The following is a 23,418-nucleotide window of genomic DNA, read 5'->3' on the forward strand; positions in this document are numbered from 1 at the left end:
CAACGCGGTAATATCACCTTTGACCCATTCTGCTATTCCCCCATTGATTTATGGGGGAGTACTCAGTACGAGAAAAACAATAGAATAGGGTGCCCCCAGAATCAAAACCCGCAGTACAACGCCCCGAAGGAGGCGTTGTTATCCTGCTGATAAACGATGTTGATACTGAGTGGACTTATCCCTCAGAGGCGGTTTTTTCTGTTTTCCCTGCCAGTAAGCTCAGGAAGTCGTAGCGTTTTTGCAAGTCTTTCTCCGCCGCCGCGTACAACTGTGCCGCCACCTCCGGCTCTTGGGTATTGAGTCGGCGGAAACGTTGCTCATTCAGCAGTGTGGTGGTCAGGTCACTGCTTGGTGGGCGGGAGTCCAATGCCAAGGCCGCTTTGCCTTCGTCAGTGCGGCGTGGGTCAAAGCGGTATAGCGGCCAGAAACCGGTGGCGGTTAATTGCTTCATCTGATCATGGCTGTAGGCCAAATCATAACCATGCTCCTCACACGGACTGTAAGCGATAATCAGCGATGGGCCAGGATAAGCTTCCGCTTCTTGAATGGCTTTTACCGTCTGATTGAGCTGCGCTCCCAGCGAAATCTGGGCAACATAGACATGGCCATACATCATCATACTGACGCCTAAGTCTTTGCGCGCCTTACGTTTGCCATGCTCACCAAATTTAGTGACCGCCCCGAGCGGGGTCGCTTTAGATTGCTGACCGCCGGTGTTGGAGTAACACTGGGTATCGAGCACCAGCACATTGACGTTTTCTGTTAGGCTCAATACATGGTCAAGTCCACCAAAACCAATGTCATATGCCCAGCCATCGCCACCAATCAACCAGATGGATTTATCGACTAAATAATCCGCATCCGTTGCCAATTGTTGAGCATCATTGCCTGGGATGTCACGCAATAGCTGACGCAATTGAGAGACTTGCTCACGGCGTACTTCTGGCGTGGCATCCTGAAGAATTAACTGATCGACCAGCTCTTGTGGTAACTGTGGTGCCAGTTGGTTGATTAGGCGAGTTACCCGCTGACGATGCTGATCGACGGTGAGGCGGAAGCCCAGACCGAACTCGGCATTATCTTCGAACAGTGAGTTAGCCCATGCCGGACCACGGCCATCGGCGTTGGTGGTATAAGGCGTGGTAGGTAGATTGCCGCCATAGATTGATGAGCAACCGGTGGCGTTGGCAATTAACAGACGATCGCCATATAACTGGGTCAACAGCTTAATATACGGTGTTTCGCCACAACCCGAACAGGCTCCAGAGTATTCAAACAGCGGGGAAATCAATTGTGACGTACGGATATCAATACGTTCCATTTGGGTTTTATCGATTTCCGGCAATTTGAGGAAGAAGTCATAGTGTGTTTTTTCTTCCACCAGGTGCTCCAGCCGTGGTTGCATGTTGATGGCTTTGATTTCAGGATTCTGGCGATCTTTGGCCGGACAGACTTCATAGCACAGGTTACATCCGGTGCAATCTTCCGGCGCAACTTGTAACACATACTTCTGCCCACGCATATCACGGGCTTTGACATCGAGTGACTGCAAGCTGTCAGGTGCACCAGACATAGCCTCTGGCGGTACCACTTTGGCACGGATTGCTGAGTGTGGGCAGGCGGCAACGCAGTGGTTGCACTGGGTACAGAGGTCGGGCTGCCAGATAGGAATATTTTCTGCAATATTGCGTTTTTCCCACTGGGTCGTACCCACCGGCCAGGTTCCATCAGGCGGGAAGGCTGATACTGGCAGTGCGTCCCCCAAACCAGCCAACATGGTTGCGGTAACTGTTTTGACGAAATCAGGTGCTTGATCGGAGACGATCGGTGGCCGCATCGGGCTATTTTCATTAATCGGTTGTAGCGGGATTTCAATCAGTGCATCAAGGGTCGCATCCAGTGCCTGCCAGTTGCGCGTGACAATTTCTGGCCCTTTATTACTGTAGCTACGATCAATTGCGGCCCGCAACTGCTGTTGCGCCATCGCAGTGGGTAAAATCTGTGTCAGATGGAAGAACGCCATCTGCATCACGGTATTAATACGAGCGCTCAGTTTGCATTCACGGGCAATTTTGGCTGCATTGATCACAAACAGCCGCGCATTGCGCTGGTGCAATACGGCCTGCACTTCTTGTGGTAGGCGAGACCACATTTCGTCTGCACTGAATGGGGTATTAATCAGGAAGATACCACCCGGTTTCAGCCGTTCGGCCATTTGGTAGATATCAATAAACTGCAACTGGTGGCAACCGACAAAATCGGCGTGGCTGACCAAATAGGCGGAATTGATCGGAGTTTCACTGACGCGCAAGTGCGAGACCGTCAGGCCACCCGCTTTTTTCGAGTCATAAACAAAATAACCCTGTGCATACAGTGAGGTACTGTTGCCGATTATCTTGATGTTGTTTTTAGTGGCAGAGACCGAACCATCACTGCCCAGGCCATAGAACAGAGCCTCCAGTGTGGCGCGTTGTTCTATCTTTTCGTCAGTCAATGGCAATGACAGACCAGTAACATCATCAAAAATCCCTACGGTGAAACGTGGACGAGGCAAATCCAATGTCAACTCTTTGAAAATGGCGAGAGCACAATCAGGGCCAAACTCCTTGGAAGACAAACCATAACGACCACCAATCACTTTCGGTAATGTGGCGCGTTCGCCACGGCTATAGGCTTCAGCCAATGCGGTCATCACATCAAGATAGAGTGGCTCGGCCAGTGCACCCGGTTCTTTGGTGCGATCCAACACGGCCACTTTTATTACTGATTGGGGTAAGACACTCAACAGCTGCGCCGCAGAGAAAGGGCGGAATAGACGCACTTTAAGCACGCCGACTTTTTCGCCGCGCGTCAACAAAGTATCGATCACTTCTTCGCAGGTGCCGATAGCGGAACCCATTAAGATAATGACACGCTCCGCCTGTGGGTGGCCGTAATATTCAAATGGTTTATATTCGCGCCCAGTGGCCTCGGCAAAAGCGGCCATGGCATCAGCAACATGCTGATAGGTGTTGTTATACCAAGGGTTGGTCGCTTCACGCGACTGGAAATAGGTATCAGGGTTGGCAGAGGTACCGCGCACAACCGGACTCTCCGGTGACAGCGCTCGGCTGCGGTGGCCATCTATCCCTTTTTGCGGCAATAATTGGCGTAGCGTGTCATCATCGAGTGGCACAATTTTATTGATTTCATGTGAGGTGCGGAAACCATCAAAGAAATGAATAAATGGAATGCGACTATTGAGCGTCGCTACCTGTGAAATCAGGGCGAAATCCTGCGCTTCTTGCACGCTGCTGGCGCACAGCATGGCACAACCGGTCTGGCGCACGGCCATAACATCGGAGTGATCACCAAAGATGGATAAGGCATGAGTCGCAATGGTTCGGGCTGCAACATGCAGTACGAAAGGGGTCAGTTCACCCGCTAACTTATACAACGTGGGGATCATCAACAGCAATCCCTGCGAAGAGGTAAAGGAGGTCGACAGTGCGCCAGTTTGTAGTGCGCCATGCACAGTGGCAATGGCGCCGCCTTCTGACTGCATTTCAACCACGCGGGGGCCCCATTCCCGAACGAAACGCAACAAACCATCATGCGTTATGCAGCGAGTAGATACTCTAAAAATACCTCATTCGGTGAGCTGTATTCCAGAGATTTGCGCCCCCGAGTGTTGAGGATGTGCTCCAGTCTCGCAATATCTTCATCGCTGACGCCATTAAAATCGGTTCCTTTCGGATAAAACCGCCGTATCAGACCGTTGGTATGCTCATTCAACCCCCGCTCCCAGGAATGATAAGGCCGGGCAAAGTAAACCTTTGCGCCCGTTACCTGAGTGATGTCCTTATGTTTCGCAAACTCGGGTCCGTTATCTGCCGTCAGGGTTTTAAACTCGCAGAAAGTATTCGCCACGATGTCCCTGAACGCTTCCACGACGCTCTCAGCGCACTTATTGGGGAGTTTACGGATAATGACCTGCTTTGTGGCTTTGTCCACGACCGTCAGCAGGAATGACTTCTGGTCTTTGCCAAAAATCGTATCGATTTCAACATGCCCGGGAACCTGTTTGAGTTCAGCCTCAGCAGGCCTGTGCTCAATGCCAACCCTGTCCGGGATGGGCGTGCGTCCGGGCTCACCCGTATCATAGCGATAGCGTTTACCCCGGTGAGGGAGCTGAAGGTAAAGCTTACCGCCAGCCTGTCTGTCCGAACGGATATAGCGGTAGAGGGTATTTTTGCTGACGGCGATATCAAACTGGATTTTCAGTCTCCCACAGATAACCTCAGGGGAGGTATGTACAGCCAGCGCCTGCCGGAGAAAGTCTTGTGTCTGCTGGCCCAGAGGGACACAGGCATTGTGTGCCGAGGTGTCGCCCCGCCGTTGTCTGGCTAAGGCATCAGCGCGTCTGGAGGAGTAAAGTCCGTTGAAGGCGGGGTCCGTATTACGCCTGAGCTCCCGGCTCAGGGTAGAGCGAGAGACATCCAGTTCTCTGGCAATGCAGGACTGATTAACGCCTTCAGCTTTTCGTTTTTCGATGTAAAAGCGCTCATGCTGAGTCAAATGTTTTCCCTTCATGCAACAGGGTCTCCGACAGGGTCAATACGGCTATTTTATCCGTACCTGACCGGTGGGTCACTTTGTTGCATTTCGTTTGGGAATTGGCGTATTGATATTAATCGCCTGATAATGGGTTAATGCATGGGACAGGCGATAGCCTTTGCTGAGAATATATTGCTGTATCGAGCTTTCAATGACTTTTTGGTTCAAATCAGGGAAAGCGGAGACTGGCATGCGCGAATTTTCGATTTGAACCTTACGATTATCAATGTAACGCAAACGTGAGAATGCCCAGATAAAATCATCCGCGCTAAGGTTAAAGATCTGTTGTTCTTCATTATCAGGGCGGCGTTTATGCAGATTAATTAAACGAAAACTGATTTGGTTAAATTTCTTTTCGGTAATTGAATTGTATACCAGTGGGTTATTACCCACGCCGGGATTAATGAAGATCCCAGCACCTTGCACCATATGCACGGCACCAATGGCTGCCAGCTTCTCTAACGCTTTGCGTATGGTAAAACGTGACACGCCATATTCCTCTGCTAACTGGCGTTCCGGCGGCAATTTCTCAGGTAATTTCTCGCCAGACTGATACATTTTACTCAGCAAGTCCTGAGCAATAAATTCTTTCTTTTTCATTTGGTTGTCCAGCACAGATAAACCTAGCCGCGTGATAGTAGTATATCGATTATTGACGTTATCGGCAGCGGGAAAGATGAGATGGGGAGGGAGAGAAACGCCACTCAAGGCATCAAGTGGCGTAATACACGATGCTGTTTTACTTAACTGCCGTTATTGCCCTGCAAAAAACGAATAGCGTTAATCAGCTTATCCATACCGGCTTCGACCTTGCTGCGGGAACAGCCTACATTCAGACGTAAAAAGCCACGCCCCTCTTCGCCATAGGTAAAACCGGGCATAATGGCGACTTTCTCTTTCTCAATCAGCACCTCTTGCAACTGATGGTCATCAATGTTCAAGGGGCGTAGGTCTATCCATGCCAGATAGGTTGCTTGCGGTGGCTGCCAGTTTAATGCCGGGAACGCCACATTAAGGCGCTGTGCCACATAAACCAGATTGGCTTGCAAATAACTGCGTAGCTCATCCAACCATGGTTGCGCCTGCTGGTAAGCCGCAATGTGCGCCACAATGGCCAGTACCGCCGGAGAGGATAGTCCATCACGGCCTTTCAACATTTGAGTGTAGATATCACGGGTTTCACTGTCACTGATAAAACCGTATGCACCGGTTAAGGCGGGGATATTGAATGTTTTGGAACCCGAGGTCAGCAGCGCCCATGGAGTCTGACCTACCTCACTCCAAGGGGTGTGCACCTGATTGCCCCAGGTCATATCCATATGGATCTCATCGCTGATAACGCGGACCTGATGGCGTTCACACAGTTCGGCCATTTGCGCCAGCTCCTGTGGTGTCCAGACTTTCCCTGTTGGATTATGCGGACTACACAACAGCAGCACTTTCGTCTGTGGCCGCGCCAACAGTGCCTCCAGATGTGCCATATCACATTGCCACTGGTTATCTACTTTGTGCAGCGGGCAGCTAAGTAGCTGGCGCTGATTACCGAGAATGACTTTATAGAAGGCGTCATAGGCAGGGGTGTGGGTAACGACGAAATCACCGGGCGCAGACCAACAGCGGATTAGCTGAGCGACCATATAGATAACTGACGGGCCGTAGACCGCCATTGAGGTATCGATATGGCAATGAAACCGTTGCAGATACCAATGACGAATAGCACCAAGGAAATCTTCATGCTGCCAGCGGCTATAGCCCAACACACCGTGGGCTATCCGCTGATTCAGCGCTTGCAGAATCACCGGTGCGGTAGGGAAGTCCATATCAGAAATGGTAAAAGGCAACAGGTCAGCAGCACCAAAACGGTCGGCAATATAATCCCATTGGGTACACCAAGTGCCGTGACGATCGACAGGTGTGGAGAAATCAAACATCAGCATCTCGCTTATCAAATATACCCTTGGTCCTTGAAGTTGCGGGGAGTTTCGGCACCTGTTACTCGGCCCATCCCTGGACCTCAGGCGAGGCCGCTGCAAATCACGCTCAAATCGATTCCCGACCGATTTTTCATTTGCTGTGGCCTACCTGCAACGCCAATAACCTTGGGTATAATTTTTCATGTAACTGGTATTTAGGTAACGGCGCTTAGCGAATTACCGTCCTAAGGCGTCGCAAACTGAGTACTGCTTATCAGTGAGTCTAATTCATCTTTCACCGATTGCACTTGTGGACCAATAACAACTTGCAGATTATGGTCATTCAGTTGAATAACGCCAATGGCGCGGTTGGCTTTTAACGCCTCTTTATCCACCAAACTCATATCTTTAACTGACATCCGCAAACGGGTAATACAGTTATCCAGCGAGACAATGTTATCTGCACCACCCAGCGCATGAAGAATAGCAGGGGAGTTATAACCGGATTTACCGGTTGCAGCGCCATAAGTGGCTTTTTCTGCATTGCTGCTAGCGGTGGTTTCGCTTTCGCGGCCTGGTGTTTTGATATTGAAGTGCTGAATAGCAAAACGGAAAATCATGTAGTACGCCACGAACCAGATCCCGGCAACCACTGGCACCCAATACCATTTAGTCGCAGTGCCATGCAGAATACCAAATACCACGAAATCAATGATATTACCGTCGGTATTACCAATGGTGACACCCAGCAACGCCATCACAGTAAAGCCCAAACCGGTCAGGATCGCATGGATCAAATACAGGAACGGTGCTACAAACAGGAACAGGAATTCAATCGGTTCGGTGGTACCGCCAATCACACAAGCCACAACACCGGAAATCAACAACCCTTTAATTTTATGTCGATTTTCAGGCTTGGCACAGTGATACATGGCTAGCGCAGCACCCGGCAGGCCACCGAGGAAGGCGGGCATTTTGCCTTGAGACAGGAAGCGAGTCGCACTTTCTGAGAAGCCGGTGGTGGTTGGACAAGATAACTGAGCCTGGAATATTGTCAGTGCACCACTCACGCTATGACCACAAACATCCATGGTTCCGCCCGCTTCAGTAAAGCGGATCAATGCCACCAAAATATGGTGCAGGCCAAACGGCAGCAATAGACGTTCGCCACTGCCGAAAATCATCGGCCCGAACATGCCGGCACCGTTAATCAGGCGACCCAGACCGGTGATACCGGCGGCGAAAAATGGCCAGATCAGCGGGATCAACAACCCCACCAGCCCGAGCACTACCGTCGTCACTATCGGCACAAAGCGAGTACCGCCAAAGAAGGCTAATGCATCAGGTAAGCGAATGGTGTTGAAGCGTTCATGCAGTAAATAAACAATGACCCCGACAATCACCGCCCCCAGAATCCCAGTGTCGATCGACTGAATACCTAAAATATTTTGAATGTTATGGGTTTTCAGGACTAATGGATCGGTGGTTGGCAACACACCGCTGGTGGTGAGGTAAAAGTTGGTCGCCAGATTCAGCACGGCAAAGCCGACGAAACCAGAGAAGGCGGCTACACCCTTATTTTCGCGCGCCATACCCAGCGGGATAGCAATGGCAAACATTACGGGCAGGAAACTAAAGGCAAATGAACCCACCTTGCTCATCCAGGTAAATAGTAGCTGGAAGGCAGGATGACCAATTACCGGTAATAGGGTGATGACATCTTTACTGCTGAGTGAACTGCCGATACCCAGCATGATCCCACAGAAGGAGAGCAAGGCGACCGGCAGCATGAAGGTTTTCCCTAAACTCTGGAAAAACTCCCACAGCGTAATTTTTTGTTTTTTTACCGCTGACATAGTGACTCCTGTTTTTCAAAACGCCTGATGTTAAAAATGTCTGCTCTAACCACCGCGCTTCTTAATACGGTGTGTTTATCGATAAATGGCGACTATTTCGCCTCCCTGTCTGCAGGTTAAACAAGATAAAACGTTTAACCCAGATAATATGAGTGATATGTCACAATTACTGATCCTACTTCTGTATTAGAGTAAATCATTAGATTAAACGTTTAACTTGGCTTGTTTATCCGCGGGTATGACCATTAAAAAAATCACAATTACCGATGTGGCTAAGTTTGCCGGCGTCTCAGTGGCGACAGTTTCATTAGCTATAAGTGGCAAAGGGCGTATCTCTGGGGCAACCGCTGACCGGGTCAATCAGGCAATCGAACAGTTAGGTTATGTGCGTAACCGCCAGGCGGCACAATTACGCGGTGGTGAGTCCGGCGTGATTGGCTTGATTGTGCGCGATATCGGCGATCCGTTTTATGCCGCAATGACGGCGGGTTTGAGTGAGGCGATTGAGGCAGAGGGCAAATTGCTGTTTCTGACGCAAAGTGGTCGCGAGGGCAAAGGTCTATTGCGCTGCTTCGATACCCTTATCGCTCAGGGTGTTGACGGCTTGGTCCTCGGCGGGGGAGCCAAACGTGAGATGGGATTGCAGGAGAAGGCGGCAGAGCATGATATCCCATTGATTTGCGCGGCACGGTCGAATGTGTTGGAAGGTGTGGATGTCGTGCGCCCTGATAATATGCAGGCGGCTAAAATGGCCACTGAGTTTTTGATTGGCCGTGGTCACCGGCAAATTGCCTACCTTGGCGGGCACTCGCATTCATTGACGCGGGCAGAGCGCTTGGGAGGCTTCTGCGCCACGTTGGTTCAATATGGCCTGCCATTCCGTTCTGAATGGGTGGTTGAATGTGACGGGCAACAGCAGGCGGCGGCAGATGCGGCAGAAGAGCTGCTACGTTATCACCCCAATGTCAGTGCCATCATTTGTCATCAGGCATCAGTGGCATTGGGGGCTTACTTTGGTATCTTACGCACCGGTCGGACTATTGGTAGTGCTGGTGTAGACACCTATCTGGATCAACAAGTGGCACTGATTGGTTTTGGTGACGTGCCGGCAGCCGAATTAACCGAACCACCACTCACCTTTATCACCAGTTCCGCCAGAGAAATTGGTTACAGTGCCGGGCAGCGGTTACTCCAGCGTATTGCCGGTGTTGACCTGCAACTGCAAAATGTCATATTACCGCCGGTGTTGATCCGCCGAGGGTCTGCTTGATCATGCCTGATCTTGGGGGTTATTCATTAACGCCAAAGCATCGACATCGCCCGCGGTAATCAGATGCAGGTTGCGGCTGATATCTTCTATCGGCCAGTCCCACCAAGCAATAGCCTCGAGTTTAGCTATCGTTACTGGTGGGAAGCGGCTCTTAATCACGGTTGCCGGGTTGCTCCCCACAATGCTATAAGCCGGTACATCACGCGTCACTACCGCTCGTGATGAAATGATGGCACCATTGCCGATGGTCACACCTGGCATGATAAGTACGTCATAACCAATCCAAACATCATTTCCAACGCAGGTATCGCCTTTATAGGGCAGTTCATCCATTGATGGTGTGACGCGCTCCCAACCATTGCCAAAAATATTGAAAGGATAAGTCGAAATACCTGAAATTTTATGATTGGCGCCATTCATGATGAATTGAACCCCGCGTGCCAGCGCGCAGAATTTGCCAATAATCAGTTTGTCACCAATAAACGGGTAGTGATAGAGCACGTTGCGCTCGAAGTTTTCCGAATCTTGTGGATCGTCGTAATAGGTATAATCCCCGATAATAATATTCGGGTTGTTCGTTGTATTTTTGATAAAGCAAACCTGCGGAAAGCCTAGCATAGGGTGCTTGCAGTCGGGGTTGGGGCCGGTCATAAGTTTATCTGTCATTGCAACCTCCTGCGTACTGTTTGGATCCAGAGATAAAAAAACGGAGCCATCAGGCTCCGTTCTATGTGTTATTACTGCGACTTATTGCAACAACTATTGTGCCGGAACCGCAGGTTCTGCTGGGGTTGCTGGCATCTCTTCTGGTGCGCTGCCGGTGTCTTCTTCAGCAGGTGCCCCGCCAAACATACCAAACAGGCCAACAAACTCTTGCAGTGACATTTTCTGGCCATTCAAATTGACCTGATTATCAGCAAAATGGAAGCTGCTGCTGATAACATCATCTTTGGTGGTGGTCAGTTTAAACATCTGGCCCATAGCGGCAATGCCTTGAACCTGTTGTTGTGCCAGCTTCTGAGCTTCTTCCGGGCTGTAGCCTTGCAGGCGTGCGGCCTGGGTCGTCAACTCAGTTGCCATTGGCATCGGGATAGTCAGGGTTGCGTCAACTTTCTTCACTGACTGTGCTAACAGGGGTTCTGCACTTGCTTTAGTCTGCGCCGGATCAACCAAGTCGATATTCAGGGTAAAGGTACTTTCCCCTTTAGCGTTTTTCCAGCTCAGTGGCGCAATGCTCACGGTTGGATTGCCTTTTAACAGCCCTGGAAGATTGGCAATTAACATCTCAGTCATTTGCTCTTGATAGGCAACAGGATCGAGATTTTCACCAGCCTGAACGGCTTTCAGCACTTGTTGATTATACGCGCTGGTGAACTGCTTCAGGTTTTGGCCATCAAGCTTGTCAAAGGCAAAGGCTAATTTACCGGAACCGAAATCATTACCCTGAATTTTTAATGCATCGAGGGTGTAGCTCAGTTTGCCGTTCAGGTCTTTATCCGTTTCACCCAATTGGGTATTAAGGTTAAAGCCAACCAGTGTTGCCATCTCTTTGCCATCAAGACTGAAACCAATTTGCTTGATAGCGACTTGCTGATCACCAATGCTGAGATCAAATTTACCCATTTTGCTGTCACTTTTCAGCGTCAGGCCCTGCACGCTGAATTGTTCCAGTTGGTCCCACTGATTTTTGCTGGTGAAGACGATATTCTCGCTGCTACCACTCATCTTCACATTACGCATATCGCGCGAAACATCGGCATCAATGGTAGCACCAGAGAATTTCATGCTGGTGGTATTTTGCTGATAGTCGATAGGAATAAAGGTAATGGCGGAAGAGGTATCACCGCTGTATGAAATGCGTGAATCCGCAGTAAACGGTGATTGGCCCTTGGTAACATCAAATAGCTTTTTCAATGCAGGGGTATTGGCAAGTTCGGTATGTACCGATGCCATGCTCGGGATCAAATTGAATTTCTTCAACTGCGCGAACGGGAATGGGCCGTGATCGATAGTTTCGATAAAAGCGATTTCATCACCGTCTTTTAACGCTTTTTCACCCACGACACTGCTATCTGCTTGCAGCACATAGCGAACCTGGCTACGGAACAAACCACGTTGGTAATCTGTATAGGCGAGTTTGACACCGGCTTTAGGCAGCAATGTTCTGATCTGCCCGTTTGCGGTGTTAACCAGCTCGCCCATCCGTTGTTCAATCAGTTTGCCGGTATACCATGAGGCTCCAGTCCATGCTGCGCCAAGTACGACAATGACGCTGACAGCCACTAACGATTTTTTCATTGTTCTGTTCATCCTTTTCTAATACACCAAATTCACTATGTTGAACGCGGTAATGAGTTGCTGGTGAAAAACCACCCAAGAGAATGCCTGAAAAACAGTATTCACCAAATTAATATAGGCATAGATTAACCGGACACAAATATTATTGCGACGATAACTATCCTGAAACGGCAAGCGCGAGTTCTGCGTAATAACAAAACCCCGTCATTGCGACTATGGAATCTATCTATCACGACAGCAAAAAGCCAGTTATTGACAACAAAATGAGTGACTTCGTTCAGTCTGCGTTGTAAACACGCGCAATAGAGCCAATTCCTTGCACTGTAACCGGTGATTCATTCGCCGGGATAAAACAGGATTCGCCTGGTTGTAGTGTTATTTCCTGCTGCTGTTTTTTCAATACCGCCTGACCCTGAATACAAAACACAATTGCCGCACTAGGTTGTGCCAACACTTGAGTCTCGGCCGTTACTGTATGCAGTGAAAAAGCAAAATCCTCAACAGGGATAGGGAAGGCCAGTTCATTGCCTTGCTGTTTTGGCGTGGTCAGCAGAGTATCAGCCGGTTTGGGGATAAATTGCAGATTGGCCATCAGTTCGGGAATATCGATAAACTTGGGTGTCAGGCCCGCGCGTAATACGTTATCGGAGTTTGCCATCACCTCTAGAGCCACGCCGTGGAGGTAGGCGTGCGGTGTTTCAGCATACAGGAACATGGCTTCACCCGGTTGCAGGGTCACGACATTTAGCAATAAGGGGGAGAACAAGCCGCTGTCATCAGGGTAAAAACGCGAGATACTGCGGATGGTATCCCAAGGCTCACCTAACTGGTTATTTAAGGCTGCTTTCAAAATCCCCAGCGCGAGCGTTTTTGGGTCACCAGCCAAACTCAGCAAACTGGCAAACAGAGCCGCTAAGTGTTCAGTATCCGGTTCGCGCAGGAATGCGGCGATATCGGGATGCGCTGCCGCCAAGGGGTGGAGTAATGCCTGAATATCTTCCAGTGTACGGAAACCATTCATAGCCTGAAAGGGTGTTAGCGCATAGACCAGCTCCGGCTTATGGTTGGCATCTTTATAATTTCTTTCGCCAGCATCCAGTGGGATACACGCCTGATTCTCTTTGGCAAAACCAATTTCGGCGGCGGTTTTACTGGGATGAACCTGAATCGATAACGGTTGTGCCGCACAAAGTACTTTGAACAGGAATGGTAGCTCACCAAAACGGTTGAAAACATCATGGCCCAGATTAGCATCGGGATCTTGTTCGATCACATCACGCAATGAATGCCACTGGCCGTTAGCATCTGCCACCTGTGAGCTGCTCTTCGGATGCGCGCCCATCCACAGTTCAGCCATCGGTTTCCCCTGTGGATTTGCTATGCCATAAAGCTGAGTGAGGGCGTCAGTACTGCCCCAAGCGTAGTTTTGCACTGCATTCTTCATCTTTTGCATATTTACGTTCTGCCGTTTGTTAAGGGCCAAATTAAGGGTTACACACAAATCAGTTATTTTATATGACTAATCGCGCCTGGCCCTGCCGCCCAATAAAATTGTCCCTTAGTAAACAATGGCGCTACGGGGGTTGCAAGTAGTAATCGGAGGGTGGGGGCCAATTGAACGAAAACGGGCACTACTGCCGTTTAATGTCGCGAAGAGGGCGTAACATCGACGCCCTTATTTAGGAAAGTGAGAAAACCGCTAAGGTAAATACGGCGAAAATCACCGAGCAAAAGATAGCGCTTGCCCTTGCCATCCAGTGGTACGCAGGAATTGTTCCCAGGTTAAACTGGCCGGATTTACTTGTCGGCTCCAAAGCAGATCTCGCTCTTTACGGAAGTAACCGTACTCTACCGTATACTCAGCCATACCGATTACCTCATCCACTAATCCCCCAATGCTGGAAAATGTGGGGAAGTGTTGACATAGCTCCTCACGTGTAAACGCCGAGCTGTAGCGGGCTTTTTTCCCCGTGACACGGCTAAACGTTTCAACCATCTCTTTGGGTGAAATGATCTCCCCGATAACAGGCAAAGATTGGCCCGCGTACAGGTCCTTATCATCAAAAATCGCTAACACCGCTGGGCCGGTCGCTGTCAATGGGTCGACAAAAGGTGCGCAAAAATCTTCAGGTAGATAGAGAGGAAAGACTAAAGTATCTCCTTCCATTCGTGGCTGATAGAACTCAAGTAGATTAGTGTAAAAAAACGCCATGTAGATAAATGAACTGGTGACGGGCAGTGTACGAATGTAGCTCTCAACCCGGCTCTTATCGGTAAAGTGTGGCACCCACTTTTTCCCTTCGGTAATCTTTTCTACGTTTTCCAGACTAGAGAATACAATATGTTTTACCCCCGCTTCGACGGCGGCATCTGCTATTTGTTTACCTAACGCTGTTTCGTGTGTTTCCGCGTGGCTTGCCTGCGGCGTGATAGCGGGCGTCATCAGAAACGCGCCATATGCCCCTTTAAATGCTTGAACAAACGTCTCTTTATGGCCCAACTCTAGCGGCACTGCCATGAGTTCTGCACCCTGAAGCGCCAGCTCTTGCGCTTCAGGGGAATCTACCCGCCGCGTTAACGCGCGTACTCGGTAGCGCTGACTCTCTAGTAGCGTGCGCACCACACTACGCCCTTGTTTACTCAATGCTCCCACCACTGTGATGAGTGGTTTGCTATTCGATAACATCAACTGTCTCCTGATCATCCCTACAACATGAACTTGCATTATGATGACGGCTGAGGGATAAGAGAAATCGATTGTTTTATATTAAGGAATCCACCAAATGGATACCACACGGATAGACCTAAACCTGTTGGTCACCCTGGAAGCTTTGCTTGCTGAACAGAATGTAACGAAGGCCGCAGCGCGACTTAATCTCAGCCAGCCCGCAGTTAGTGCGCAACTGAATCGCTTGAGAGAGGTATTTGACGACCCTTTGCTGGTTCCTGCGCGACGGGGGATGACGCCGACTGCAAAAGCGCTGGAGTTACTTACTCCGCTGCGTGCGTCTTTGGACCAACTGCGCCGCACGCTGCAATCGCACAAGGATTTTTATCCCGAGCGGGCTCAACTGACGGTCACCATTGCTGGTACTGACTACATACAGGCTGCGGTCGTCATGCCGCTGGTTTTGGCCTTACGGCAAAGATCACCGGGGGTCCGCATTGCCGTTCGTCACTATAATCCGAGCCAGTTGGAACAACAGTTGGCCAGTGGCGAGGTTGATATAGCGGTTATTACACAAGGTGCCTATCATGCGCGTCTAAGAGCACGCCATTTGTTCGATGAAACTTATGTACTCATCGGGCGGAAGGACCACCCGGGGCTTAGAGACAAGTTAACAATGGCAGATTTTAGCCAACTAGAGCATGTCATTGTTTCACCTTCTGGGGGCAGCTTCACCACACCAATAGACGATGCTCTGGCGGCATTCGGATTTCAACGTAATGTTGTTATGTCGGCAGCGTCATTCCTTTTTGTTCCTGAGATAGTCGCCACTAGCGACCTTGTTGCTTTAATTCCACGGAGATTGTGGCAAGTGCAGGGGCAGCCGGATCGATTCACGATGGTTGAGGTTGGCTGGCTTGCGGAGCAATTTGATGTCAGCTTAGTTTGGCATGAGCGCAGTCATAGTCATGCTGGCCATGGTTGGATCCGAGATTTGATGGTTGAACTGAGTGGTCACAAGGATGAGTGTGCTAATTAGCGGTGTGTTTTAGCCGCCGGCTCGTTATGAGAATATTGATCACAAAATGATATAAATGCGAATCAATCGCATAAAGGTGACAGCAAATGTGCCATGATAGTTGTCATGTCGCCAGTGAGACTGGTATGACAATACCTCAACCGTTCAGTTCTACATGCTAAGGAGACCGTGATGGCGACCACCCGCAGTGAAAAAGACTCTATGGGGCCTATCGATGTACCAGCAAATCAATTATGGGGCGCACAAACCCAGCGTTCACTGGAACATTTCCGTATCTCGCAAGAAAAAATGCCGACGGCACTGATCCATGCTCTGGCACTGACCAAACGGGCAGCGGCGCAGGTCAACATGGATTTAGGGCTACTACCAGCCGAACGGGCAAAGGCCATCATGCGCGCCGCAGATGAAGTTCTGGAAGAGTGTCATCCGAGTGAGTTTCCACTGTCTATCTGGCAAACCGGGTCTGGTACCCAGACCAACATGAATATGAATGAGGTTTTGGCGAACCGTGCCAGTGAGTTGTTAGGTGGCGAGCGCGGAAACAATCGGTTAGTGCATCCTAATGATGATGTGAATAAAAGCCAAAGTTCAAATGATGTCTTCCCAACGGCGATGCATGTTGCTGCGGTTATCGGGTTGCGGCAACATCTGTTACCGGAACTCAAAACATTGCAGGAGACACTGGCACACAAAGCGGACGCCTTTCGCGATATTGTGAAGATTGGCAGGACGCATTTGCAAGATGCTACGCCATTGACCTTAGGGCAGGAGATATCAGGCTGGGTGGCGATGCTATCTCACAGCGTGCAGCATATTGAAGCGACTATTCCTCATCTGTGTGAGTTGGCGTTAGGGGGGACGGCGGTAGGAACCGGGCTGAATACGCATCCAGAATATGCCGTGCGAGTAGCCAAAGAGATTGCGGCGCTTACCCATCAACCATTTATCACTGCGCCTAATAAGTTTGAGTCATTAGCGGCTTGTGATGCATTAGTTCATGGTCATGGGGCTTTAAAAGGACTTGCGGCTTCATTGATGAAAATTGCCAACGATGTGCGCTGGTTGTCTTCTGGCCCTCGCTGTGGCATTGGTGAAATCGCGATTCCTGAGAATGAACCGGGCAGTTCAATCATGCCTGGCAAAGTGAATCCGACACAGTGTGAAGCCATGACGATGTTATGCGCACAGGTTATGGGTAACGACGTGGCCATCAATATTGGTGGAGCATCCGGTAATTTTGAGTTGAACGTCTTCCGCCCGTTGGTGATTCATAACTTCCTGCAATCAATTCGTTTGCTGGCCGATGGTATGCGCGGTTTTAATGAACATTGCGCGGTGGGTATTGAGCCAAATCGTGACCGTATAACGCAGTTACTGAATGAGTCTTTGATGTTAGTTACCGCGTTGAATACCCATATTGGTTATGACAAAGCTGCCGAGATTGCCAAAAAGGCCCATAAAGAAGGGCTTACACTCAAAGCTGCCGCCTTGAAATTAGGCTATCTGACCGGAGAACAGTTTGATGAATGGGTCAAGCCGGAAGATATGGTTGGCAGTATGAAATAACGGCCAGCCAAACAAACGATTAACGCCGGTCCTTATGACTGGCGTTTTTTACGGATAAAAAACCGGTGTTATCAACCGTCAAACTCAGATCTCCGTTTTCTATACGGCAGCTACTATCAGCAATACAACTTGTCTAAAGGAAACATCGATGGATGAGAACCATAAAGAATTCAGCAGGGAAAGTTTTATCGTTACGACAGACAAATCTCGCTTCGATATTCATGCTATGCACGCATTTTTAACATGCTCTTCCTGGGCTCCAGGAATTGATCTGGAAACGGTCAGACTTTCCGTTAAAAATAGCCTTTGTTTTGGACTGTTTGATGGAAAAAGACAGATTGGGTTTGCCCGTCTGGTCACTGATTATGCCACTTTTGGCTATTTATGTGATGTGTATGTGCTTGAAGAGTACCAGGGATTAGGTTTAGCAAAGTGGCTGGTCGAATGCAGTCAGGCTCATCCGGTTACAACCAGCCTTAGACGGATTATGCTCGTTACGGACACTGCCGCTTTCCTTTATAAAAAGACTGGTTTTCAGGCGATCAATCGTCACGACTTTGTATGGCAGATAAACCGTCCAGATATCTATCTTAAAAAATGTATATGAATTCGTTATGGTTATTGCCCGTACTGGAATTGATCTTGGCAACGCATTATTTATTCAACGTCGATATACAGATGCAGCCTTGGCACCAGTAACCGCAGAGGTTTGGCATCCGGCTTATATTTATGCTTAATTTGGTTGATATCGTAGTCTATTAACTCACCTAACTTAGGCAATTCCGCCGCTGATTGTACCTGGCAAAAAGCAATTAACGGCATAGGGCAGGGGTGCTGCACTTGCTTTTGCTGTTCCTGATACCAGACTCGCGCGATAGGCTGCACTTTTACTGGCCGCTTAATCTTCAGGCGGGTATTTTCAGGTAAACGTTTTACATCATTAATTTCCAAGCTAATTAATTCCATCCACTGTTCGCGGCTAAAAGGCGGCACCGCGCGCCCGGCATTAAGGCTTTTATTCAGTTGAACTAAGATCTCTTCACGGGTGACATTCTTAATTATATGTTTGTTGGCCCAGCCGAAACGCACAGAACTAGGATTGATGAGTGGAGTAATGGTGCGGTAAGTATTTAAGGTAATCAGACCATGCAAATGGGTATGCACAAACTCGAAACGTTGCTCACTCGGTAAGCCAGACTCGACGGTAATGATATGTTCCAACTCACTTTTCAACTGATTAATCTGAGCAATAGTATTTTCACATTCCCCCAGTTCGCCAATTCCCAAACGAAATGCAACAAAGTGACCCACCGGTCAGGTACGGATAAAATAGCCGTATTGACCCTGTCGGAGACCCTGTTGCATGAAGGGAAAACATTTGACTCAGCATGAGCGCTTTTACATCGAAAAACGAAAAGCTGAAGGCGTTAATCAGTCCTGCATTGCCAGAGAGCTCGGCGTCTCTCGCTCTACCCTGAGCCGGGAGCTCAGGCGTAATACGGACCCCGCTTTCAACGGACTTTACTCCTCCAGACGCGCTGATGCCTTAGCCAGACAACGGCGGGGCGCCACCTCGGCACACAATGCCTGTTTCCCTCTGTGCCAGCAGACACAAGACTTTCTCCGGCAGGCGCTGGCTGTACATACCTCCCCTGAGGTTATCTGTGGGAGACTGAAAATCCAGTTTGATATCGCCGTCAGCAAAAATACCCTCTACCGCTATATCCGTTCGGACAGACAGGCTGGCGGTAAGCTTTACCTTCAGCTCCCTCACCGGGGTAAACGCTATCGCTATGATACGGGTGAGCCCGGACGCACGCCCATCCCGGACAGGGTTGGCATTGAGCACAGGCCTGCTGAGGCTGAACTCAAACAGGTTCCCGGGCATGTTGAAATCGATACGATTTTTGGCAAAGACCAGAAGTCATTCCTGCTGACGGTCGTGGACAAAGCCACACGTCAGATACACTATCGATAATAATCCCACCACTGCTTGACTCATATAATAAGGCTGAGCCAACAAGCGGTATCCAATGTAATTAAATAAGGTGACAAAGCTGCCCATTATCAGAAAACCTTCGGCAAACAGCAGTGGTAAGCCTGGGTCACGCCAGTGCAGCTTGAAATTAATCACCAGTGTTCTAGGGCGTAACGACGTTGGGCGGAAATGTTTAGACGGCGGGAGAATTCGCCAAAACATGCAAGCGGCAGCTAAAGCAAACAACCCAATAACCGCCAGTGCAATACGCCAGGAAAAGAAGTCACTCAACACCCCCGTCACCAGGCGGCCACTCATCCCTCCAATGGAATTGCCGCTGATATACAAGCCCATGGAGAGTGCGACAAAACTTGGATGAATCTCCTCACTGAGGTAGGTCATGGCCACAGCAGCAACGCCGCTTAAGGACAGACCAATCAATGCCCGCATCAACAAAATCCCTTGCCAACTGGTCATAAAGGCACAAATTAAAGTACAGATAGCCGCCAGCATTAGCGCAACGACCATGACCGACTTACGTCCAATGGCATCGGAAAGTGGACCGGTAAACATCAGGCCAAACGCTAACATGCCGGTGGCGGCTGAAAGCGATAAGCTGCTGCCCGCAGGTGAGATATTAAAGTCTTGAGATAACAGTGGCAGGATGGGTTGTACACAATAGAGCAGGGCGAATGTAGCTAATCCTGCTGAAAAGAAAGCCAGTGTCACACGGATAAATTCTGGTGTACCACGTTGAATATATGGCCGTTTAGTTAAACGTGTAACCTCGGGAAGCGGAACTAACGAAGTTGCACCATCGTGTGCTGCGGATGTCGGCGCTACGGTGGTCGTAGTGCGCAAAGAGGTGGTCACGGTATTTCCTTATCAATAACCCAATTAAAGACTGTCTGTTTCGATTTAGCCACTATTTAGCTTAATGAGAAGAGCATAGAAATAGCTGAGTTTTTTGTCTAATATATTAATTATTATAAATGAGACTTTAAACATATCAATGGAGCGCAATGAGTATTGAACTCAGACATTTACGTTATTTCATTGCCGTAGCAGAAGAATTGCACTTTGGTAGGGCGGCAGAGCGCTTGCGCATTTCTCAGCCACCACTCAGCCAGCAAATTCAGAGTTTGGAAGAGCAAATTGGTGCCCGACTCTTGGCGCGTAACAACCGTAATGTCAGCCTGACCCAAGCCGGCTCCTTGTTTTTAAAGGAGTCTTACCAAATTTTAGCCCAAGTGCATTCGGCAGCGGAAAAAGCGGGGCGTTTGCATCGCGGAGAATCCGGCGAACTGACTATCGGTTTTACTTCATCGGCACCTTTTATTAGCACGGTATCTAAAAATTTACAGGCATTCCGGCAACTGCATCCTCAAGTGCATATCAAAATGCGGGAAGTTAACAGTAGACAGCAAATTGAACCTTTACTGGATGGGCGGCTTGATCTTGGCGTAATGCGCAATACACGATTGCCGGAGGCACTGCAATATCGTCTGTTGTTACGTGAACCTTTGGTTGCCGTTGTCCACGAAAAAAGCCCCTTAGCGGCTTTACCTTCGGGGAGTGTTAAATTTAGCTCACTGGCAGAACAACCCTTTGTTTTCTTTTCGCGTGAAGTGGGTACTGCCCTGTATGATGAAATCCTCGCACTATTAACCCGCGCGGGTATCACGCCTTATATTACGCAAGAAGTAGGAGAGGCGATGACCATCGTCGGTTTGGTGTCCTCTGGTTTGGGCGTGTCGATACTGCCTGCCTCATTTACCCGAGTAAAAGTGGATGGGGTGAAATATTTACCTTTGGCTGAACCTGATGCCACCACCGAAGTGTGGTTGGTTAATCATAAACATCGGCCAGTAACCGCCCCAGCAGAAGCGTTGATTCGCTTGATGGTTAAGGATACTCAAGCGACGCCAGCCAACTGACTCCGTATAAATAACCAGCAGTAAAGCCAGGAAAACCGGTGATTATGTGCAGTAAATCACATAACTAATCAAATAGTTGACGGCATATACTAAAAGCCCCAACATAGCCGATAATCTTTATTTAGAAGCGCGAAAAATACTCGGTTGGCAGAGAAGGAGCCGGTTCAGTGATAACGGATGGACAGCCTGGGCACATTGATCAAATCAAGCAGACCAATGCAGGAGCCGTTTATCGGCTGATTGATTTGTTCGGCCCAATATCCCGTATTGAACTGTCTAAACGGGCGCAACTGGCCCCGGCCAGTATCACGAAGATTGTGCGGGAACTGGTTGAGGCTCATCTGGTCAAAGAGACCGAATATCAAGATATTGGCAGCCGTGGGCGGCCTGCCATTGGTTTAGTTCTTGATACCGAAGCTTGGCATTATGTCTCTGGGCGTATCAGTCGCGGTTCTATTACTCTCGCCTTGCGTGATCTCAGCAGTAAACTGGTGGTTGAGGATCAAATTCCGTTACCGGATAGTCATCCTGAACCGCTACTTAATCGTATTCTCAATGAAGTTGATCAATTCTTTATTCGGCATCAAGACAAGCTTGAGCGGTTAACTGCGATTGCAATTACTATGCCTGGCATCATTGATGCCCCGGCGGGTATTGTGCATAAAATGCCGTTTTATGATGTTGATGAGATGCTGCTTGGCCCAGCACTGGAACAGCGCACGGGATTACCTGTCTATCTACAACACGATATTTGCGCCTGGACGATGGCCGAAGCACTGTATGGTGCTTCACGTGGCTGTCAGAATGTCATCCAAGTGGTGATTGATCATAACGTCGGTGCTGGTGTTATCACTGCCGGAAGGGTATTGCACGCAGGTAGTCGTAGCGTAGTGGAGATTGGTCATACTCAGGTGGATCCCTACGGCAAGCGCTGTTATTGCGGTAATCATGGCTGCCTTGAGACAGTTGCCAGTATCGAGAATATGTTGGAAATTGCCCAGCAACGATTAAATGGTTCAATGAGTTCGCTATTACACAGTTCTCCACTGAATGTTGAATCTTTATGTGATGCGGCGCTGGCGGGCGATCAGTTAGCTAAAGATATTATTCTGGGCGTTGGCCACAGTGTTGGCCGAATTATTGCCATTATGGTCAATTTATTTAACCCGGAAAAAATTCTGGTCGGTTCCCCATTAAATAAAGCCGCATCTATTCTACATCCGGCAATTGCGTCATGTATTCGTCAACAAGCACTACCTGCTTACAGTGAGAATATTCTGGTTGAACCTACAGCATTTTTTAATCAGGGCACAATGCCAGGAGCTGCATTAGTAAAAGAAGCGTTATATAACGGTTCATTATTGGTGAAGTTGCTGCAAGGGTAAGGTATTAACACTAATAATTATGGGTTAATTATTAGTGGGTATGTACGATGTATTCCTCCTATTATTTGGTGTTATCCGTTAAAAACCTCTCTCAGTTCGGCAAAACCTTGCGCTAACGCAAGCTGTCTGTTGTCGGCATCGCCTAGACTTTTATCCATGTTGCCAATTTCGCTAATGTTAGGCGGAAAGACTTGAGTCTAAGTGGCCAGATTGCGGAGTATTGTTATGTTAACGCGTGTATTTGTGACGGGTACCGACACTGCTGTCGGTAAAACCGTGGTGTCACGGGCCTTACTTCAGGCCTTAAGCCAAAATGGCAGAACAGCGGTAGGCTATAAGCCGGTAGCGACAGAAAGTAAAGAGACACCTGAAGGGTTGCGTAATCAGGATGCACTTATTTTGCAGGCTTCATCCTCTATAAATTTGGATTATCAGGAAGTTAATCCATTCCCGCTGCAAGGGGATGTTATCCATGCCTGCACGGATACGCTGATTAATTACGGTGCAATGACCGAAGGATTACAACGTTTATCCGCCAAAGCCGATACGGTTGTGGTCGAAGGTTGTGGTGGCTGGAAAGTTATGATGAATGACCAGCGTTTCTATTCTGATTGGGTGATACAGGAACAATTGCCGGTTATTTTAGTCGTCGGAATTAAATTAGGTTGCATCAATCATGCATTATTAACAGCACAAGCCATTATCAACGATGGATTACCCTTATTGGGATGGGTCGCAAATCGAATTAATCCCGGATTAGCTCATTACGCCGAAACAATTGCTATGCTACGCGAACGGTTACCTGCGCCACAATTAGGGCAATTACCTTATCTTCCTCATCCAGAAGAGAAGCCGCTGGCGAAATATTTAGATTTGACGGCGATCGGCTGATCATCTATTTATCCCTTTGGG

16 protein-coding genes and 3 pseudogenes are annotated in these 23,418 nt (G+C 49.0%); 8 read left to right on the forward strand and 11 right to left on the reverse strand.

Going from position 1 to position 23,418, the window contains the following annotated elements; all coding sequences use genetic code 11:
* Positions 1-175: 175 nt before the first annotated feature.
* The 5 genes and pseudogenes from nifJ to malX all read right to left on the reverse strand — a co-directional run bounded on the left by nifJ (position 176) and on the right by malX (position 8,365).
* Positions 176-3,625, reverse strand: coding sequence for a pyruvate:ferredoxin (flavodoxin) oxidoreductase (gene nifJ, locus ACWJJO_RS11010; RefSeq protein ID WP_481091580.1), 3,450 nt, complete (start codon positions 3,623-3,625; stop codon positions 176-178).
* Positions 3,598-4,572, reverse strand: coding sequence for an IS30 family transposase (locus ACWJJO_RS11015; protein WP_481091016.1), 975 nt, complete (start codon positions 4,570-4,572; stop codon positions 3,598-3,600). The genes nifJ and ACWJJO_RS11015 overlap by 28 nt, the downstream gene beginning before the upstream one ends.
* 93 nt (positions 4,573-4,665) lie before the next feature.
* A pseudogene (locus ACWJJO_RS11020) lies at positions 4,666-5,196 on the reverse strand (GntR family transcriptional regulator); the annotation flags it as partial.
* Positions 5,197-5,339: 143 nt separating this feature from the next.
* The gene (locus tag ACWJJO_RS11025; protein ID WP_193784660.1) at positions 5,340-6,527 is read right to left on the reverse strand and encodes a MalY/PatB family protein; all 1,188 of its coding nucleotides are present in this window, start codon (positions 6,525-6,527) and stop codon (positions 5,340-5,342) included.
* A 227-nt stretch (positions 6,528-6,754) separates the two neighbouring features.
* Positions 6,755-8,365: a maltose/glucose-specific PTS transporter subunit IIBC gene (gene malX / locus ACWJJO_RS11030; RefSeq protein ID WP_083158863.1), complete on the reverse strand. Its 1,611-nt coding sequence runs from the start codon at positions 8,363-8,365 to the stop codon at positions 6,755-6,757.
* Positions 8,366-8,603: 238 nt separating this feature from the next.
* On the opposite strand from malX, the gene malI reads away from it, so the two are divergent.
* On the forward strand, positions 8,604-9,635 hold the full coding sequence (gene malI / locus ACWJJO_RS11035; RefSeq protein WP_083158862.1) for a Mal regulon transcriptional regulator MalI: 1,032 nt from the start codon (positions 8,604-8,606) through the stop codon (positions 9,633-9,635).
* Here the strand turns inward: malI and vat(F) are convergent, their stop codons facing one another.
* The 4 genes from vat(F) to ACWJJO_RS11055 form a co-directional block, all read right to left on the reverse strand.
* Positions 9,636-10,301: a streptogramin A O-acetyltransferase Vat(F) gene (gene vat(F), locus ACWJJO_RS11040; protein ID WP_481091017.1), complete on the reverse strand. Its 666-nt coding sequence runs from the start codon at positions 10,299-10,301 to the stop codon at positions 9,636-9,638.
* A 93-nt stretch (positions 10,302-10,394) separates the two neighbouring features.
* Entirely contained in the window at positions 10,395-11,933 is a 1,539-nt protein-coding gene (locus ACWJJO_RS11045) for a YdgA family protein (protein ID WP_083158860.1), read from the reverse strand.
* A 277-nt stretch (positions 11,934-12,210) separates the two neighbouring features.
* The gene (manA, locus tag ACWJJO_RS11050) at positions 12,211-13,386 is read right to left on the reverse strand and encodes a mannose-6-phosphate isomerase (protein WP_481091018.1); all 1,176 of its coding nucleotides are present in this window, start codon (positions 13,384-13,386) and stop codon (positions 12,211-12,213) included.
* 267 nt (positions 13,387-13,653) lie between these two features.
* A complete protein-coding gene (locus tag ACWJJO_RS11055) occupies positions 13,654-14,619 on the reverse strand; it encodes an NmrA/HSCARG family protein (RefSeq protein ID WP_083158858.1) in 966 nt (321 codons plus the stop codon).
* Positions 14,620-14,716: 97 nt separating this feature from the next.
* Between ACWJJO_RS11055 and ACWJJO_RS11060 the strand changes: the two genes are divergently transcribed.
* From ACWJJO_RS11060 to ACWJJO_RS11070, 3 genes are all read left to right on the forward strand, one after another.
* Positions 14,717-15,640 (forward strand): LysR family transcriptional regulator, encoded by a 924-nt coding sequence (locus ACWJJO_RS11060; protein WP_083158857.1) that lies wholly within the window; start codon positions 14,717-14,719, stop codon positions 15,638-15,640.
* Positions 15,641-15,811: 171 nt separating this feature from the next.
* Positions 15,812-17,206 carry a class II fumarate hydratase gene (fumC, locus tag ACWJJO_RS11065; protein WP_372569178.1) on the forward strand — a complete coding sequence of 465 codons (1,395 nt, stop codon included), beginning with the start codon at positions 15,812-15,814 and terminating at the stop codon, positions 17,204-17,206.
* Positions 17,207-17,354: 148 nt separating this feature from the next.
* A complete protein-coding gene (locus ACWJJO_RS11070; protein ID WP_083158855.1) occupies positions 17,355-17,813 on the forward strand; it encodes a GNAT family N-acetyltransferase in 459 nt (152 codons plus the stop codon).
* 50 nt (positions 17,814-17,863) lie between these two features.
* Here ACWJJO_RS11070 and tus read toward each other — a convergent pair.
* Positions 17,864-18,481, reverse strand: a pseudogene (gene tus / locus ACWJJO_RS11075) (DNA replication terminus site-binding protein); the annotation flags it as partial.
* Between the two features lie 88 nt (positions 18,482-18,569).
* On the opposite strand from tus, the gene ACWJJO_RS11080 reads away from it, so the two are divergent.
* Positions 18,570-19,184 (forward strand): IS30 family transposase, encoded by a 615-nt coding sequence (locus ACWJJO_RS11080; RefSeq protein ID WP_481091019.1) that lies wholly within the window; start codon positions 18,570-18,572, stop codon positions 19,182-19,184.
* On the opposite strand, the pseudogene ACWJJO_RS11085 reads toward ACWJJO_RS11080, so the two are convergent.
* Positions 19,164-20,057: pseudogene (locus ACWJJO_RS11085) on the reverse strand (MFS transporter); the annotation flags it as partial. The gene ACWJJO_RS11080 and the pseudogene ACWJJO_RS11085 overlap by 21 nt on opposite strands.
* A 149-nt stretch (positions 20,058-20,206) precedes the next feature.
* Between ACWJJO_RS11085 and ACWJJO_RS11090 the strand changes: the two are divergent.
* From ACWJJO_RS11090 to bioD, 3 genes are all read left to right on the forward strand, one after another.
* The gene (locus tag ACWJJO_RS11090) at positions 20,207-21,121 is read left to right on the forward strand and encodes a LysR family transcriptional regulator (protein ID WP_083158849.1); all 915 of its coding nucleotides are present in this window, start codon (positions 20,207-20,209) and stop codon (positions 21,119-21,121) included.
* Between the two features lie 167 nt (positions 21,122-21,288).
* Positions 21,289-22,506 carry a sugar metabolism global transcriptional regulator Mlc gene (gene mlc / locus ACWJJO_RS11095; protein ID WP_083158848.1) on the forward strand — a complete coding sequence of 406 codons (1,218 nt, stop codon included), beginning with the start codon at positions 21,289-21,291 and terminating at the stop codon, positions 22,504-22,506.
* Between the two features lie 225 nt (positions 22,507-22,731).
* A complete protein-coding gene (bioD, locus tag ACWJJO_RS11100) occupies positions 22,732-23,397 on the forward strand; it encodes a dethiobiotin synthase (RefSeq protein ID WP_083158847.1) in 666 nt (221 codons plus the stop codon).
* Positions 23,398-23,418: the final 21 nt, after the last annotated feature.

This window comes from Yersinia antarctica (assembly GCF_056636475.1).

Coding starts and splice junctions, on each gene's coding strand:
- ACWJJO_RS11060 (WP_083158857.1), top strand. CDS start 14,717: ATGGATACCACACGGATAGACCTAAACCTGTTGGTCACCCTGGAAGCT.
- ACWJJO_RS11015 (WP_481091016.1), bottom strand. CDS start 4,572: ATGAAGGGAAAACATTTGACTCAGCATGAGCGCTTTTACATCGAAAAA.
- ACWJJO_RS11080 (WP_481091019.1), top strand. CDS start 18,570: ATGAAGGGAAAACATTTGACTCAGCATGAGCGCTTTTACATCGAAAAA.
- ACWJJO_RS11055 (WP_083158858.1), bottom strand. CDS start 14,619: ATGTTATCGAATAGCAAACCACTCATCACAGTGGTGGGAGCATTGAGT.
- malX (WP_083158863.1), bottom strand. CDS start 8,365: ATGTCAGCGGTAAAAAAACAAAAAATTACGCTGTGGGAGTTTTTCCAG.
- manA (WP_481091018.1), bottom strand. CDS start 13,386: ATGCAAAAGATGAAGAATGCAGTGCAAAACTACGCTTGGGGCAGTACT.
- fumC (WP_372569178.1), top strand. CDS start 15,812: ATGGCGACCACCCGCAGTGAAAAAGACTCTATGGGGCCTATCGATGTA.
- bioD (WP_083158847.1), top strand. CDS start 22,732: ATGTTAACGCGTGTATTTGTGACGGGTACCGACACTGCTGTCGGTAAA.
- ACWJJO_RS11025 (WP_193784660.1), bottom strand. CDS start 6,527: ATGTTTGATTTCTCCACACCTGTCGATCGTCACGGCACTTGGTGTACC.
- ACWJJO_RS11090 (WP_083158849.1), top strand. CDS start 20,207: ATGAGTATTGAACTCAGACATTTACGTTATTTCATTGCCGTAGCAGAA.
- malI (WP_083158862.1), top strand. CDS start 8,604: ATGACCATTAAAAAAATCACAATTACCGATGTGGCTAAGTTTGCCGGC.
- ACWJJO_RS11070 (WP_083158855.1), top strand. CDS start 17,355: ATGGATGAGAACCATAAAGAATTCAGCAGGGAAAGTTTTATCGTTACG.
- ACWJJO_RS11045 (WP_083158860.1), bottom strand. CDS start 11,933: ATGAAAAAATCGTTAGTGGCTGTCAGCGTCATTGTCGTACTTGGCGCA.